At 48.8% G+C, this 17,787-nt stretch carries 11 protein-coding genes; 3 read left to right on the top strand and 8 right to left on the bottom strand.

Features of this window, described 5'->3' with window-relative positions; genetic code table 11:
* Positions 1–3 precede the first annotated feature (3 nt).
* Positions 4–1,416, top strand: coding sequence for a pyruvate kinase PykF (gene pykF, locus BM082_RS17695; protein ID WP_017011281.1), 1,413 nt, complete (start codon positions 4–6; stop codon positions 1,414–1,416).
* Between the two features lie 360 nt (positions 1,417–1,776).
* On the opposite strand, the gene ilvN is transcribed toward pykF, so the two are convergent.
* The 8 genes from ilvN to BM082_RS25355 form a co-directional block, all read right to left on the bottom strand.
* A complete protein-coding gene (ilvN, locus tag BM082_RS17690; protein ID WP_017011283.1) occupies positions 1,777–2,274 on the bottom strand; it encodes an acetolactate synthase small subunit in 498 nt (165 codons plus the stop codon).
* Complete coding sequence (locus tag BM082_RS17685) at positions 2,274–3,992, bottom strand: acetolactate synthase 3 large subunit (protein WP_026024681.1); 1,719 nt, start codon at positions 3,990–3,992, stop codon at positions 2,274–2,276. The genes ilvN and BM082_RS17685 overlap by 1 nt, the downstream gene beginning before the upstream one ends.
* A 614-nt stretch (positions 3,993–4,606) precedes the next feature.
* Complete coding sequence (locus tag BM082_RS17680; protein WP_074927988.1) at positions 4,607–6,403, bottom strand: AMP-dependent synthetase/ligase; 1,797 nt, start codon at positions 6,401–6,403, stop codon at positions 4,607–4,609.
* A 294-nt stretch (positions 6,404–6,697) separates the two neighbouring features.
* Complete coding sequence (leuO, locus tag BM082_RS17675) at positions 6,698–7,645, bottom strand: transcriptional regulator LeuO (RefSeq protein WP_017011286.1); 948 nt, start codon at positions 7,643–7,645, stop codon at positions 6,698–6,700.
* A 350-nt stretch (positions 7,646–7,995) separates the two neighbouring features.
* Complete coding sequence (locus BM082_RS17670; protein WP_017011287.1) at positions 7,996–9,132, bottom strand: MJ1255/VC2487 family glycosyltransferase; 1,137 nt, start codon at positions 9,130–9,132, stop codon at positions 7,996–7,998.
* A gap of 23 nt (positions 9,133–9,155) precedes the next feature.
* Complete coding sequence (locus BM082_RS17665; protein WP_074927986.1) at positions 9,156–9,674, bottom strand: phosphatase PAP2 family protein; 519 nt, start codon at positions 9,672–9,674, stop codon at positions 9,156–9,158.
* 239 nt (positions 9,675–9,913) lie between these two features.
* On the bottom strand, positions 9,914–13,018 hold the full coding sequence (locus BM082_RS17660; protein WP_074927983.1) for an efflux RND transporter permease subunit: 3,105 nt from the start codon (positions 13,016–13,018) through the stop codon (positions 9,914–9,916).
* On the bottom strand, positions 13,015–14,475 hold the full coding sequence (locus tag BM082_RS25355) for an efflux RND transporter periplasmic adaptor subunit (RefSeq protein WP_074927981.1): 1,461 nt from the start codon (positions 14,473–14,475) through the stop codon (positions 13,015–13,017). The genes BM082_RS17660 and BM082_RS25355 overlap by 4 nt, the downstream gene beginning before the upstream one ends.
* Before the next feature lie 628 nt (positions 14,476–15,103).
* On the opposite strand from BM082_RS25355, the gene leuA reads away from it, so the two are divergent.
* Both leuA and leuB read left to right on the top strand, forming a co-directional pair.
* Positions 15,104–16,660, top strand: coding sequence for a 2-isopropylmalate synthase (gene leuA / locus BM082_RS17650; RefSeq protein ID WP_017010456.1), 1,557 nt, complete (start codon positions 15,104–15,106; stop codon positions 16,658–16,660).
* 2 nt (positions 16,661–16,662) lie between these two features.
* The gene (gene leuB, locus BM082_RS17645; protein ID WP_074927979.1) at positions 16,663–17,751 is read left to right on the top strand and encodes a 3-isopropylmalate dehydrogenase; all 1,089 of its coding nucleotides are present in this window, start codon (positions 16,663–16,665) and stop codon (positions 17,749–17,751) included.
* Positions 17,752–17,787: the final 36 nt, after the last annotated feature.

The following is a 17,787-nucleotide window of genomic DNA, read 5'->3' as shown; positions in this document are numbered from 1 at the left end:
TACATGAAAAAGACCAAGATCGTTTGTACGATTGGACCAAAAACTGAATCCGTTGAGATGCTGACCAAGCTTGCTGATGCAGGCATGAACGTTATGCGTCTGAACTTCTCACACGGTGACTTTGCTGAGCACGGCACGCGTATCGCGAACCTGCGTCAAGTAATGGACAACACCGGTAAGCAACTTGCTATCCTTCTGGATACCAAAGGTCCTGAAATCCGCACTATCAAACTAGAAGGCGGCAACGACGTTTCTCTGGTTGCAGGTCAAACCTTCACTTTCACCACTGACGTGACTGTTGTTGGTAACGTTGAGCGTGTAGCGGTGACTTACCCAGGTCTTGCAGAAGATCTTAAAGCAGGCAACATCATCCTTGTTGACGATGGTCTGATTGAAATGGAAGTTGTAGAAACCACAGCAACTGACGTTATCTGTAAGGTTCTAAACAACGGTGACCTAGGCGAAAACAAAGGTGTCAACCTTCCTGGCGTTTCTGTAAACCTTCCTGCATTGTCTGAAAAAGACAAAAACGACCTCGTATTCGGTTGTGAGCAACGCGTTGATTTCGTTGCAGCCTCTTTCATCCGTAAAGCATCTGACGTTAAAGAAATCCGTGAGATCCTAGCGGCGAACGGCGGCGAAAACATCCAAATCATCTCGAAGATCGAAAACCAAGAAGGTGTAGATAACTTCGACGAGATCCTTGAGCTGTCTGACGGCATCATGGTTGCTCGTGGTGACCTAGGTGTTGAAATCCCTGCAGAAGAAGTTATCTTCGCGCAGAAGATGATGATCGAGAAATGTAACCGTGCACGTAAAGTTGTTATCACTGCAACTCAAATGCTGGATTCAATGATCAAGAACCCACGTCCAACGCGCGCAGAAGCGGGTGACGTTGCGAACGCAATCATGGATGGCACCGATGCAGTCATGCTTTCTGGTGAAACTGCGAAGGGTAAATACCCAGTTGAAGCAGTAACCATCATGGCGCAAATTGCTAACCGTACTGACGGCGCAATGAAAGCTGAAATGGGTTCACGTCTAGACAGCAACCGCCTACGCATTACCGAAGCGGTATGTAAAGGTGCAGTAGACACTGCTGAGAAGCTAGGTGCTCCACTGATCGTTGTTGCTACTGAAGCGGGTAAGTCTGCACGTTCTGTACGTAAATACTTCCCAACTGCAAACATCATCGCAGTCACCACTAACGAGAAAACTGCAGCGCAACTATGCCTATCTAAAGGCGTAACGACAGTTGTTGTTGACCAATTCTCAAGCACTGACGAATTCTACCGTCGCGGTAAAGAAATCGCGCTAGAGTCTGGTCTTGGTGCTAAAGGCGACATCGTTGTTATGGTTTCTGGCGCACTTGTAACGTCAGGCACGACTAACACGTCTTCTGTACACGTTCTGTAATAGACGTTTACTGAAGCAGAAAAAAGGAGCCGATTGGCTCCTTTTTTTATGTCTGGGGAAAAGTGAAGAGAGCAGGAAGTGCAGGAAGTGCAGGAAGTGCAGGAAGTGCAGGAAGATTCTGGTCCTCTTCACCTGAGAGGCAAGTACGTTTTTAAATTTGTCTCTCCTTAAACAAAACCAGCCCTTTCTCGCTCTCATACCTCGAAACAGCTCTTTCTGCTTTCCCTCTCTGCTCTTCTCGTTCTCGCCCCTCGAAACTGCTCTTACTGCTTTTCTGCTCCCCTAAAAAAAACCGACAGCGTCTCCGCCATCGGTTTCTCTTGTTCAAGCTGCTTGTCGTATCAAGCAGTGACAATACGCTTACTGACGTAAGGCACGTTCACCACGAGCAATACCCACAACACCGCTTCGTGCGACTTCAATGATGTCTGTGACGTCTTTCATCGCAGAGATGAAGGCATCAATCTTTTCACTCGTGCCCGCTAACTGAACGGTATACAGCGAGTTAGTGACATCGACGATCTGTCCACGGAAGATATCAGCAGTACGCTTCACTTCTGCACGTGCAAAACCAGACGCCTTCACTTTGACCATCGCCAGCTCACGTTCAATGTGGTCTGACTCCGACACATTGCTGACTTTCAATACGTCGATCAGCTTATGAAGGTGCTTTTCAATTTGCTCACGCTCAGAATCTCTTACCACGGTCGTGGTGATATTAAGGCGAGACAGCGTTGGATCATCTGTCGGCGATACCGTCAGCGATTCGATATTATAACCGCGCTGAGAAAACAAACCGACAACACGGGACAATGCGCCTGGCTCGTTCTCCATTAAAACCGATAAAATACTGCGCATTATGTTCTCTCCGTCTTACTCAACCACATTTCGTTCATCGCACCACCTCGAACCAGCATTGGATATACATGCTCGGTTTCATCAACGCTGATATCAAAGAAGACCAATTTGTCTTTCATCGCCAAACCACGTGCCAGCTCACTTTCAAGCTCTGCAGGGTCATTGATGCGAATGCCCACGTGACCATAGGCTTCTGCAATCGCAGCGAAATCAGGCACTGAATCCATGTACGATTGTGAGTGACGACCTTGATAAATCATGTCTTGCCACTGCTTCACCATACCGAGGAAACGGTTGTTGAGGTTGATAATTTTAACGGGAATGTCGTATTGCAATGCGGTCGACAGCTCCTGAATGTTCATCTGGATACTCCCATCACCGGTGACACAAATCACTTCAGCATCTGGGAGGGCAAACTTCACACCCATGGCTGCTGGTAGGCCAAAGCCCATTGTGCCGAGGCCACCAGAGTTGATCCAGCGACGTGGCTTATCAAACGGGTAATACAGCGCTGCAAACATCTGGTGCTGACCCACATCGGATGCCACGTAGGCATCACCGTTTGTCAGCCTATAGACGGCTTCAACCGCTTGCTGCGGTTTAATACGCTCGTTATTGGTTTCGTACGACAGGCACTTGCGATCACGCCAAACGTTGATGTTGCTCCACCATGCCTCAAGCGCGGCAGCATCGTTCGTGCCACCCTGCTCAACAAGGATCTTAAGCATGGTGTTCAGTACTGCATCTGCAGAACCAACAATCGGGATGTCTACCGAGACGGTTTTCGAAATACTGGATGGATCGATGTCGATATGCATGATCTTGGCATTCGGACAGTATTTCTCGACGTTATTGGTGGTTCGGTCATCAAAACGCACACCGATACCAAAGATCAGGTCGGAATTGTGCATCGTCATGTTGGCTTCATAGGTGCCGTGCATGCCAAGCATACCCAGCGATTTGTCACCCGTACTCGGATAAGCGCCCAAGCCCATCAATGTACTGATAACAGGAATATTTAAGGTGTCTGCCAGCGTTTTAATTTGCTCGCCACACTCAGAGATGATGGCCCCACCACCCACATAAAGTACCGGTTTCTTCGCCTCAAGCAGGGCTTTCAAGCCACGCTTGATTTGTCCTTTGTGACCCGTGGTTGTTGGGTTGTAAGAACGCATAGATATGCTATCTGGGTACTCATACGGGAAAAGATTGGCTGGATTCAGCATGTCTTTTGGCAGGTCAACAACCACAGGACCTGGACGGCCTGTCGATGCGAGATAAAAGGCTTTTTTGATGATTTTCGGAATGTCTTCCGCATTTTTCACTAAATAGCTGTGTTTGACGATAGGACGTGAAACACCCACCATGTCACATTCTTGGAATGCATCGTTACCAATCAGGTTACTCATCACCTGACCAGACAGCACCACCATAGGAACGGAATCGTAATACGCGGTAGCAATACCTGTAATGGCGTTGGTTGCGCCTGGCCCTGATGTCACCAGTACCACGCCCACTTCGCCGGTCGCACGGGCATAACCATCTGCCATGTGAACCGCTGCTTGCTCATGACGAACGAGCACGTGCTCAATATCGCTTTTCTCATGCAGTGCATCATAGATATCCAACACTGAACCGCCCGGATACCCAAATATATGTTTTACGCCCTGATCGATCATTGAACGAACGACCATGTCGGCTCCTGATAACATTTCCACTATATGCCTCCATGTATGCATAGTATTAGGACTTATTTGTAGCCTAGTGATGGATGCCAACGTGACGTCTTAACTGCTGCCATCCATGCCAGCTATGCCTTTGATTCCGGTCGTAACAAGAATCAAAACAGCACTGCTTGAATCCTCTGATAAAACACGCCAAACAGCGGTGTTTTGAGGCCATCCAAGCAACCCCAACTTTAACGCTTTGTTAGCAAATCTGTCTATTGGATAACCAATATTTACATGAAAACTCTATCTGATTACGTTTTCATCACCAAAGACTCTACAAAGCCTCGCCAGTGCAGAATCAAAAACTACAAAATAAAATCTAAACGAGATTTACTGTTTATCAGAAGTGAAAATACAGCGTACTGAAAGGGCTTTTTTTGCTGCGTTGGGACGAAAATCTGGCTAGATTGGGAGGAAAGTGAAATTTCTAGATTTAGATATCATTTTTGAGACACATAAGAAACCTCACAAACAGCCTGCTGATATCACTTCATGCCACGCGTTAATTTATATTTCATCAAACCCAAAACATAAAAGAACGCAGAGGTAGAAACCTCTGCGTTCTTTTGTGTATGTTGCTGAAATCTGCGTCGTAATACCGGTTAAGAATGCTTCTTATACATTGATTCAATTTGCTTTTTATAGCGTTCCAGAATCACTTTACGGCGTAATTTCAGCGTTGGCGTTAGCTCGCCGTGCGCCATGGAGAACTCGCTCGGCAACAAGGTGAATTTTTTCACTTGTTCAAATTTCGCTAACTCTTTTTGTAGCTCGGCAATGCGCGCTTCAAACATCTCGACCACGTCACTGTGTTTTATCAATTCCATACGGTCGTGATATTTGATGTTTAGCTCTTTCGCCCAACCTTCCAACGATTCGAAGCAAGGCACTACCAAGGCAGACACGAAGTGGCGTGCATCTGCGACCACGGCAATTTGCTCAATGAAGTGATCTTTACCTAGCTTACCTTCGATAACCTGTGGTGCGATGTATTTACCGCCAGAGGTTTTCATCAGTTCTTTAATACGGTCGGTAATGAACAGGTTACCTGCTGCATCAATGTGTCCCGCATCGCCAGTTTTTAGGAAGCCATCTTCGGTGAAGGTTTCTTCCGTTTCTTTTGGCTTGTTGAAATAGCCGCGCATAACCATTGGGCCACGCACAAGAATTTCGTTATTTTGACCAATCTTTACCTGTGCACTTGGCATCGCAAGACCGATTGAATCTGGGTCGAACGTAGCGCTGTCCCAGCACGATACGGTCGCGGTGGTTTCGGTCATGCCGTAACCCAGTTTGACGTTAATACCGATGGCATGGAAGAAACGGCCAATCGCTGGCTCAAGTTTCGCGCCGCCACACGGCATCATTTTAATCTGACAACCCAGTAATTGACGCAGTTTGCTCAATACCAGTTTGTCCGCCATTTTGTAGCTTGCTTGAAGCATCGCTGATGGCTTTTTGCCTTGCTGTAAGGTTTCAGACATTTTGTTGCCGATCGCCACTGCGGCGCGGAACATGCATTTTTTCACAGGGCTCGCCGACGCCACTTTCTCGTGTACGGCGCTGTAAATTTTCTCGTAGAAGCGTGGAACCGCACACATGACGGTAGGCTTCACTTCTTGCAGCGCGTCACGCACCGCATGGGTGTTCGATAAGTAACAGTTGGTCGCACCGTTGTGCAGTACAAACAGCGTCCAGCAGCGTTCAAACACGTGTGACAGTGGCAAAAACGCCAACGATACTTCGTTTTCGCTAATAGAAAGCACTTGATCATGACTTTCAAGCTGCGCGGCAAAGTTTGCGTAATCCAACATTACGCCCTTTGGCTCGCCCGTGGTGCCAGAGGTGTAAATCAGGGTCGTTAGATCATCCATTGACGCATCAGCAATGCGTGTCTGCATTTCCTGCTCAACATTGTCATTGCCCAAGGCGATGAACGCTTTCCAGTTCATTCCCATTGGGTGACCTGCAAAATCAACGTTCTCGTTGAAGCTAACGATGTGCTCAAGCGCAGGGCACTGTTCTGAAATCGACATTGCCGCGTCGGCATGAGTTTGGTCACCCACAAATAAGATACGCGCGCCTGCATCTTTTAGGATGTAAGCGGTTTGGTCTGGGGTGTTTGTCGGGTAAATAGGCACAGGCACACAACGGATTTGTAGTGCCCCCATATCTGCAATGGTCCACTCTGCACAGTTGTTCGCAAAGATACCCACTCTGTCCTGAACCGCTAGCCCTGATACAAGCAGAGCACGGGAGATCGCATCAATATCTACGCCAAACTGACGCCAGCTAATGTCGCCCCAGCCCTTTTCGGTCTGGAAACGGAGTGCGGTCTTTTCACCTTGAGCGATAACTTGCTCACGGATACGGTTCACGATATGAAACTTCAGCGCCATTCAATTCTCTCTCAGCACATCAATCGCCCCAAGAATGCAAAGTGGGGGCTCGCTTAAAATGAGCTTACAAGTGTTAGCTCAAACTTTCAGGCAGTGTAATGCTTCACCTCGTAAATACAAGCAAAAGCCGCTTAATAATGCCTAAAAATCGAACGATTGTTCTGCTGAACAGCGTTCATTTGAGAGTACACCTGTTCTCTCAAATCATGGAAAAGTGTAACAATCTATATCTGTAAAAAGCGCCAGATACAAAAAAAGCCAGCGTGTGCTGGCTTTTTAATACATGCGTAAACGTTACGCTAAAGAGTTGCCACAAATCGACAACAATTGGTCACGCATCCAGAGGTGGCCTTTGTCTTTTTCAGCAGATGCATGCCAGCTCAAGTAACCGCTGATGCGATTATTGTCTTGTGGCAGCGGCAACATTTTGAGGTTATCGCGATGGTGACCGGTTTCGATCATCCAACGTGGTGCGACCGCAATCAATTCTGATTGGCTCACAACGTAAAGAATGTTGCTCAAGCTTACGCCTTGGTAAGCTTCGCGGTAGCGACCGTCGCGATATAACGCTTCGGCATACCCTTGCATCTCACCGTTACGCTTCAACACAGCGTGAGATTCACTTTGCAGCTCTTTCGAGGTAATCGTACCGCCCAAGCGAGGGTGGGATTGGTTTGCCACCACCACCAACTCATCATTGAACATTTCAGTACTGCTGAAGCCCGCTTCGCCAAAGTGCATGTAATCAATCACGAAGTCGATTTCTTGATAACGCAGCTTACGCGCCACATCACGATCAAACTCGGTTTCAACTTGCACTTGTACGTTCGGCGCAATGGCGCTGATGGTGTTCAAGATTTGTGGCGCAAAACGCATGTCTGACGGACTGCAAATGGCCAGCTTGAAGGTGCGTACACTTGTCTCAGGTAAAAAAACGGACGTCGGCAATTCGTTTTTGATCAATTGAATCGCTTGGCGAATAGGACCGAACAGTTGGCGTGCACGTTGTGTTGGTTTGATACCACGGCCATTTCGCACGAAAAGTTCATCGTTAAACATCACTTTAAGACGTGATACCGCGTTACTTACCGCTGGTTGTGACATACCTAAATTTTGTGCTGCGCGAGTAATGTTTTGCTCTTGCATCACAGCGTCAAACACAGTGATGAGATTCAGATCCACACTACGCAGTGTTGTATCTGTACGGTTGTCCGAAGTGTTTACCAACTCTTTTTGTGTCATATCTAAACCTTGAGGAGTAGCAAAGTGTAAAACGTTCTATCCGTTCGTTTGCGTGCAACTTCTTGCCGAAGAAGTTGTGTTCAATGTCGCGGCAAGACAGTGCTTCAAATAAACGTCAATCACTCGTTACCTTGATGAACGTGCAGTATAAATTCGCAAACTGAACAACAGTTGACCAAGACTCCAATTTAGTAACATACGTTGATGATACGACCCCAGTAAATCGTTATAAAACCTTGTGTATATGACCCACTGAAAAACCTAAAAACATCCACACAAAAACATTCAATAACAAATGGTTAGATCTAAAAAATGAGCCATAATGACATGTTGCACATCTATTCGTCTAATCAATATTGCCGTGCTTTTTTATTTGCAATCGCAGACAGTTGCAGACTGAACATGGCGCGTTTTCGTTGCTGACTTGGCCAAAAATCTGACAATAAATCGGTGACATGTTCAGGAAAGATGACTTGAGACCAAAGGTGTTCTCTAAGTGCAGGCAATGTTTCCATATCACCTTCAGCAAGCCATTTTGCTAACGCGCTCGCCACATCGGGATACACGACTTTACTGCTGTCCGTTTTCGTTAGCCATCGGCGAATCACATCAATATCCAAGGTATTCATCGCACTGGCTAAGCCAAGCATATCCAAGGTGGCAACGTTACTTTGCTGCTCGAACTGCCCGCTTAGCGGCTTGAGTAATAACTTTTTACCCAGTGACAACACTTCTGACGGCAGCTCAAACCCACCATTAGCAATCACACCATCGCACTGCATCAATGCCTCATGAAATTCGTGCTTACTCAATGGCCGAACATCCACGTTACCTTGTCGGTTTGCCGATTTACACTCAGGGTGGAAACAGATAAAGGAATGGGAGAAATGTTGCAGCGTAGCAACCACGTCCTCTAATTTTTCAAACGGTAAATACGTCAAAATCGGGCCTGAACGGGACGATTCGACATCAGGTAAGTCAATGATCGGCGGCAGGATCGGCTGATTGAAGTGATACCAGTGCAAACCGATTTTACGCTCTGTTGGCGCGAAATGGCGCATGACAAACTTATCGAACAGACCTTGCCCGTAGATTGGCACATCGTAGGTAAATGCAGACTGATGACTGATCGACAAAGACGGCACGCCTTGGCGTTTTGCAGCGTGAGCGGAAACCGGCTCAAAATCAGAAATAACAAGATCGTAGGCCGACACATCAAGTTGGCGCACATCGAGCAAAAACTGCCAGACGTTGTTGCTCTGCGCCGTTTTGAGCAAATCCACTTTGCCCTCATGGCTTACAAAGGTTAACCCGCGCCTGACGAGGTAATCACCAAACGCCGCCATGTCGAAGTAATTCGCTTCAGGCCGACCTGAAAACAAATACTGCACCTTCACATTGGGGATTTTTACAAACGCTGCTGCCATCGCACGCGCACGAGATATATGTCCGTTACCTGTGCCTTGAACACCATAAAGGATCTTCATTTGTTCACTCTCTTTTGTTGCATTCAAAGTGGAAACGAAAAGGTCAGCGCGTAACTCGCCACCCCAATGCCAAGTGCTGCGCCAGCCAATACATCAGTAATGAAGTGCACACCTAATAACACACGCGACAAACCGATCGCTGCCGCCCAACTCCAATAAAGTGTTTCCATCTCAGGGTAAAAATGGCTCAGCAACATCGCCATAAGAAAGGCTGCCGCGGTGTGCCCAGAGGGCATGCTGTAGAGATCAGAAGGGGTAACAAAGGCAGGCAGGTGCGTGGGTCTCGCTCGGCGAAAACAACGCTTCAAAGAGATATAGATGGGTAACTCGAAGGCAAACGCCAACAACCCACAGAGTAAAAAGGTAAGGCCGTTCTCGCCGCCACTACAGGCGAGCAATAGACCAATCGCGAGATAGAAATGTCCATCCCCACTCTTTGAGACCCAACGCGATACGCGGGCCACTGATGGGCTGAATCGGTGACTTAAACATAGGGTTGATACTGCCTGATCAACCCGTTGAATCGTGCCAAGACTTCGCATGCATCAACTCCACATTTATTGATGTTACAAAGTCAGCGTAGAAGGGAGGAATGACAGTCCTGTGACGCTTTGCAGACGTCTTGATGAAATTTAAGATCGAGAGACGAGAGACGAGGTGCGAGAATAGAGAAAAGAGAAAAGAGAAAAGAGAAAAAAGCCTAGCTCTTATCTCTATTCTCTTTTCTCGAAACTCGAGACTCAAATCTCGCCTCTCGCCCCTCTAACCTCACCCAGGCTTTCTAAACCAAGCGCGCGTGTCGTTTCACTTTGCCGAAATCCGCCAAGATCGCGTAAGCGGCAGGGATCATAAACAGCACGAGCATGGTAGAGGCGAAAATACCGAACACGATGGAAATCACCAACGGTTTAACCACTTGGGCTTGGAGGCTGGTTTCCAACATCAGCGGTAACAGACCCGCAGCGGTGGTCAGCGAGGTTAAGAACACGGCGCGGAAACGTTCCTGACTGGCGCGTACAACAGCATCGTAGATGTCTTCACCTTCATCAAGATGGTGACGAATGTATTGCACCAACAAGATGGAGTCATTGACCACCACGCCTGCCAGCGACACAAATCCGAGCATGCTTGGCATACTCAATGGGTGACCAAGGATCCAATGCCCCCAGATCACGCCGATTAGCGCCAGTGGGATCGCCAGCAAAACAACAAATGGCTCTAAGTAGCTACGGAATTGGTAGCTCAAAATCACGAAGATCCCGAACAGCCCCATCGCAAACCCTACTGCCATCGATTGCTGCGTTTCTGCCGTGTCTTGGCTTTGCCCTTCAAACAGCACTCTCAGCCCTGGGTACTGCTTTTCAAGTTCAGGCACTACATCCACTTTTAGCTGTGCAAGTACATCGCCAATGCTGACCTGACTTTGTATGACATCGCCATACACACTCAATGTGCGCAGGCCATCAATGCGTTGAATGCGCACATAGTTACGTTGATAGTTCAGTTCAGCCACGGTCGACAGTGGCACTTGGCTACCATCGCCCAACACGATTGGAAAATTCGCCAACCCTTGTAAACTGCTCGCATCCCCTTTGGCGAGCCTGACATCAATTTCGATGCTTTCAGGGCCGACCTGAATTTCATCCGCGGTTTGTCCGAAATATGCCGATCGAAGCTGACGCGCAATCATTTGACCATTGATACCAAAGGCTTCGGACCCTGGACGCAATGTGATTTTGACTTCTTCTTTGCCGGGACGCATGTCATCAAGCACGCCGGACACACCTTCAAACTGCGCGATGAATTGCTGAATGTCGACAGACGCTTGCTTCAGCTCATCCAAGTTATCGTGCTGCAATCGGATATCAAAATCTCGCCCACCCGGCCCCATGGCTGGCTGCTTGATCACCAAGGAAATCGGCTCGGTCAACACACCAATGTCTTGTTCCCACGCAATGGCAAAGTCATCAATCAAGGTGTTTCGAATTTCAGCACTCAGCAAATCCAACCGCACGGTCGCGATATGCGGCCCACTTTCGTCCGCATCGGCATTGGCGTTAAATTGCTGAGTAATGTGCGAAATCAAAGGCTCACTCTCGCCGTTGTCTTCACTCATACTATCCCCAACGCGCACCGCGGAGGCCACTAAGGTGTCGACCACCTTTTCGGTTTGCGACAGTGACGAGCCCGGCGGCAAAATGATGCGCGCTTCCACGATGTCGCCATCCAGCTCAGGGAAACCCACAAACCGGACAGAACCTGACGCAAGAAGCGCAAACGAGATCAACAACATCGCCATCACGCCGCCAACGAAGGCATACCGCCATTCAACAACACGTGTTACTAAGGTAGCGAGCGTGCCTGCTCGAAATCGTTCAAATGCCGCCAAGAAGCGACGCTTAAACGCCAAGTCGGGTTTGGGATCCCCCACTTTTGATAACGAATGCTGAAGGTGATGCGGCAATATCAGGAAGGCTTCTACCAAGCTCAAGGTCAGCACCAAAATCAGCACCATGGGCACGACGCGAAGCACGGCCCCCATTTCCCCTTGAAGGAATATCAGGCTCCCAAATATACATACGGTGGTGAGATAGGAAGAAACCACGCCGGGCATCACTTTCTTTACGCCATTGACCACGGCATCTTCAAGCTTCTGTCCCCGATCGATGTGTGCGGCGATGGATTCCGATATCACAATGGCATCATCCATCATGATACCGATGGCCATCAACAGCCCCACCAGCGACATGATGTTTATCGATAAGCCCAATTGAGCCATCAAGAAGAAACCGCCCAAGAAAGCCACGGGCAAACCTGCTGCAACCCAGAAGGAGTATCTGAATGAGAAGAACATCCACATGACACCGAACACCAAGAGCATACCCTGCCAGGCATTGCGTACCATCATGGTGAGGCGATCCCAAAGCAGTGACGAAAAATCATTGGTGAGGTTTAACGTGACGCCGTTTGGTGCAATGGCTTGCTGATCGTTAACAAACTGCTCGACCCGCGCTTTGATCCGCAGGGCATCGTCGGCTTTGTTTTTGCTGATTTTGAGCAGCGCAGACGGTTTTCCATCAAACCAAACTTGTTGCTCCTCTAACTCAAAGCGTTCAGTCAGCGTGGCGATGTCCTGCAATCGGATCACACCACCTTGGCTATCTGCCGCCACCACCACGCGCCCCAAGGTGCTCGCGGTAATGCGCCTTTCATCAAAGCGAATCAGCAAGCTTTTGTCAGCAAGTTCAACGTTACCACTCGGCAAGTTGATGTTTTGGGCACTGATTTGCTCAGCAATGTCTGACACGCTCAAACCAAGCTGACGCACGGCACTTTCTTTTACTTCTACGCGGATTTGACGATCAGAAAAGCCCGCGACGCTGACCAAGGGCACGTCATAGTCTTGCTTTAAGGTTTGTTTGAGTGACTCTGCATAGGCTTTTAACCCGACCCAATCGGTGTCTGCAGCAATCGCGACATCTACGACAGGTTCATTCCAATCAAGCTCACGGACAACAGGCGGTTCAATGTCGCTCGGGAAATTGTTCACCGTATTGATCTGCGTTTGAATATCCACCAACATGCGAGAGATATCGGCAGTTTTATCGAGCTTCACCACCAAAGAAGCTGAACCTTCTAACGCTTCACAGCGTGTTTCTTCGATGTTCGACAACCCATCAACGGCTTCTTCCATCAGCAAGCAAATGTTTTGTTCTACTTGCTCAGGGCTCGCGCCGGGATAAACGACATTGGCGAGAATAAAGGGAGGAGCAAACTCGGGGAAGGTTTCCCGCTTGAGCTTAGGTAATGAGGTTAAGCCAATTAAGATCAACGCAAGCATCAGCAAATTGGCCGCGGTGGGATGCCGCGCGAAATAGCGGATCATGATGCATCCTCATTCGCTGCGTTGTCGCTTTCGGCACTGTCATTGGCAGCTTGATCATCGTCAGCGACCACGCGCTCCCCATCAAGCGTAAGGGCGCGCAAAGCCATGCCCGGCACAGCAGGCAGCAGATCGTTCACTACCAATTGCTGACCGTCTTTGAGATCGCCAGCAATCGCAACCCGATCGCCATGTCGGAACAATACCTCAACAGGCTCAACAGCCAGCACACCCTCTTCCATCAAATACACCTTGTCGCCACGCAGCGCTTGCTCTGGGATCACCCAATGCGCCACCGACTGCCCTTCGATCGTGGCTTGAACAAACATGCCATTGACTAACGAGGGCAATGCGGCCAATGGGTTTTGTGTTGCAACATCAGATTGTGACGATGAAAGGTTGAGAGGAATTTCGAGGATCACGCCGACCGTTGCCTGATTCAAGTTCACCGTGTCGCTCAATCGTGCCACGTTGGCTGACCATGTTTGATTGAAGCTACCACTGGACAGCGCAACATTGGCGGTCAATCTCGCCAAGTGCCCATTCGCTGGGGATTGCGTGTCGTTTGGGCTTGGGCTTGGGCTTGGGCTTGGGCTTGGGCTTGGGCTTGGGCTTGGGCTTGGGCTTGAAGCAGCATAAAGAGAATCAAACAGGGTTTGCATGTCGTGAATCGAGACCTGCGCATCGACTTCTACCGCTTCCAATCCGTGTGCAACCACCATGACTTGTTGGGGTGTAACGAATTGATCTTTTTCGATGTTCACTTCAGCTATGCGGCTGTTTACAGGCAACACAACGTGGGTTTTTTCCAGATCGCGCTCCGCTTGCGTGAGTGCCAATTGGCTTGCATCCAACTCTGCTTCGGTAATCAGGCGCTCGTCGGGCAGCACTTTCAGTTGGCTTTCTAAATCTTGCACGCGGGTTTGTTGCGACAGGTACGCTTGCTGTTCGGTGTCTAAATCCGATTGCGATGTAAGGCCTTTTTGGCGCAGATTTTTCTTTCGTGTTAACTCGTCTTTGCTCAAGGCTAAACGACGTTTTTCAATGTTCAGCGTGGTTTTTAGGTTGCTACTGTCCAAATCTAACTTGGCTAATCGCGCTTGCTTGGCACTGACATCGGCCTGCGCTTGGGCAACGGCGAGTTGATAATCTGTCGGATCGATGCGAAGCAACTCGGTGCCCGCAGGTAAAATGCTGCCTTTTTCTAGTGCAGGGTTTCGATAAATCACCTTGCCATTCACTTCCGCAATGGCTTGCCAGGTGAGTTTTGGCGTCACCCGCCCAAACCCGGTCACCACAGGAGAAATGGTTTGCTGCGACAAGGTGAGAACGTCAACCGGTCGCGCTTTTGATTGCGCGGGTTTCACAGGAATGTCTGGGCGGGTTTTAATCGCCACCACCAACACCAGAATGCCAATCGCAAGAACAGGGAAGAAAAGCAGCTTTCGGCGCAGTGTCATCGTGGGAGACCTCCAAATCTAACAAGGTGTTTTATGCCGTTGAACGCATAACCGTTCATGCTTTAGGCACGAAGAGTGTATTCAATGACAAATACTACGTTGGAACATCCACCTTTTCTCTCAATTTACAAAACATTGCATTCCTAGATAATCAAATTGTGACAAGCCGAACTGAAGAATGCTCTTGATACTTCATGACATCACGTTCACTTCTTTGTTAGTCATAGCAGCCACATACCGATAATCAGCTTTCAGTGCTGAGAAAGTGCAACATTCGCCCAAAACTCTAGTTAGTGAATAAAACCAACTCTCAATGCAAAAAGCAGTGTTTTACACCACAGTTAACACAATGAATAACGCTTTCTTGTTATTTTCTAATTTAATATTGACGTAATAGTAAACAGTTTGGTATTTGTTTGTGCAGAGCCTTTTAGAGAACTGTAAAAATGATGAAACGCATTTTCCTCCTAGATCTACTCCTTCTCGTGAATTTTTCGCGCGGGTAGTCATGGACTGAAAATAGCATTCACCAAGACTTACGAAACCCGCGCCGAGAGCGCGGGTTTTTTCGTTTGGCCTGCAGCGGTGCGGAGTATTAACCCAAAAACGGGCAAAAGAGGGAACGACCATGAAAGACCGAGTCATCATATTTGACACCACCTTACGTGACGGCGAACAAGCGCTGTCTGCCAGCCTAACTGTGAAAGAGAAGCTGCAGATTGCACTCGCACTCGAGCGTTTGGGTGTGGACGTGATTGAAGCGGGTTTTCCGGTTTCAAGCCCAGGTGATTTTGAATCTGTTCAAACCATCGCGAAAACCGTCAAGAACAGCCGCATTTGTGGTTTGTCTCGCGCCGTCAATAAAGACATTGATGTTGCCGCTGAGTCATTGAAGGTGGCAGAAGCTTTCCGTATCCATACCTTCCTGTCGACATCGACCATTCACGTTCAAGACAAATTGCGCCGCAGCTACGACCAAGTGGTTGAAATGGGCGTCAACGCAGTGAAGCGTGCGCGTCGTTATACCGATGACGTGGAATTCTCGTGTGAAGATGCTGGCCGAACGCCCATCGATAACTTGTGCCGCATGGTTGAAGAAGCCATTAAAGCGGGCGCAACCACGGTGAATATCCCTGACACTGTAGGCTACACCGTACCGGGTGAGTTTGGCGGCATCATCGAAACCCTGTTCAACCGTGTTCCTAACATCGATAAAGCCGTGATTTCTGTTCACTGTCACGATGACTTAGGTATGTCAGTGGCTAACTCCATTGCAGCCGTGCAAGCTGGGGCGCGTCAAATCGAAGGCACCATTAACGGTATTGGTGAGCGTGCAGGTAACTGTGCGTTGGAAGAAATTGCCATGATCATCAAAACCCGCAGCGAATTGCTGGGTGTGGATACTGGCATTAATCATTCCGAAATCAGCCGCACCAGCAAAATGGTCAGCCAGCTTTGCAACATGCCAATTCAATCGAACAAAGCGATTGTGGGCACGAATGCATTCAGCCACAGCTCTGGTATTCACCAAGACGGCATGATCAAAAACAAGAACACCTATGAAATCATGACACCCCAGTCGATAGGTCTTGGTCAAAAAGCCTTGAACCTAACAAGCCGCTCTGGCCGTGCTGCGGTGAAGAACCACATGGACACCATGGGCTACAGCGACACAGATTATGATTTGGACAGCTTGTACCAATCATTTTTGAAGTTGGCCGACCGAAAAGGCCAAGTTTTCGATTATGACTTGGAAGCCTTGATGTTCTTCAATAACCTGCAAGAAGAAGATGACTTCTATAAGTTGAAGTACCTAAGCGTACAAAGCGGCAGCGTGAAAGCCACCGCCACCATCAGCTTGCAGTGTGGTGATGAAGAAGTCAGTGATGCCGCCATTGGTAACGGCCCTGTCGATTCGTTGTATCAGGCGATTTACCGCATTACTGGGTATGATATCGTGCTGGACAAATTCGACCTGACCGCGAAAGGCGAAGGCGAAGATGGCCTGGGTCAGGCGGACATCATCGCAAACTACAAAGGCCGCAAGTACCACGGTACAGGCGTGTCGACAGATATCATTGAAGCGTCGGGACAAGCGTTGCTACACGTCATCAACAGCATTTATCGCGCTAACCGCATCGCTCAAATAAAAGAACAAGCAACGTTAAAAACGGAGACAGTGTAACCATGGCAGGTACGTACAAAATTGCCGTTCTACCGGGCGACGGAATTGGCCCTGAAGTCATGCAACAAGCGCACAAGGTGCTGGATGCGGTTTCTAAAAAATTCGATATCCAATTCGAAAAGCAAGAGTTCGATGTGGGCGGCATTGCCATTGATAACCATGGCTCACCACTGCCAGACGCAACCCTAAAAGGTTGTGAAGATTCTGACGCGGTTCTGTTTGGTTCAGTAGGCGGCCCGAAATGGGAGCACCTGCCACCAAACGAGCAACCAGAGCGCGGCGCATTGCTGCCTTTGCGTAAGCACTTTCAGCTTTTCTGTAACCTTCGCCCAGCGCAAATTCATGCAGGTCTTGAAGCGTTCTCGCCACTGCGTGCTGACATTTCTGAGCGCGGGTTCGACATCGTCGTTGTACGCGAACTGACGGGTGGCATTTACTTCGGGCAACCAAAAGGCCGTGAAGGCTCTGGCCCTGAAGAGAAAGCGTTTGATACTGAGGTGTACCACCGTTACGAAATCGAACGTATTGCTCGCATCGCGTTTGAATCAGCGCGCCTTCGCCGCAAGAAAGTGATGTCTGTTGATAAAGCGAACGTTCTGCAAAGCTCTATCCTATGGCGTGAAGTGGTTGAAGAGATTGCCAAAGATTACCCAGATGTTGAGCTTTCACACATCTACATCGACAACGCGACCATGCAGCTGATCAAAGACCCTTCGCAGTTCGACGTGATGCTGTGTTCAAACATCTTTGGCGACATCATTTCTGATGAGTGCGCGATGATCACAGGCTCCATGGGCATGCTGCCTTCTGCTAGCCTGAACGACAGCAAGTTCGGCATGTACGAACCAGCAGGTGGTTCAGCACCAGATATCGCAGGCAAAAACATTGCCAACCCAGTGGCGCAGATTTTATCTGCTGCACTGATGCTTCGTTATAGCTTGGGCGAAGAAGATGCGGCGCGTGCTATCGAAGATGCAGTAAGCAAAGCACTCGAAGCAGGCGAGCTAACCGCAGACCTTGCAGGTGACAGCACCCCACTGACCACGTCAGAAATGGGTGATAAGATCGCCGCCTATGTCAGCGAAGCATAAAAAATTATACGGATCATGATAGCTCTACGTCATCGG

Origin of the sequence: Enterovibrio norvegicus DSM 15893 (assembly GCF_900115495.1) — a bacterium.
Classification (GTDB): Bacteria; Pseudomonadota; Gammaproteobacteria; order Enterobacterales; family Vibrionaceae; genus Enterovibrio; species Enterovibrio norvegicus.
Note: the sequence above shows the minus strand (reverse complement) of the source record. Positions and strands in the feature narration are given on the sequence as shown.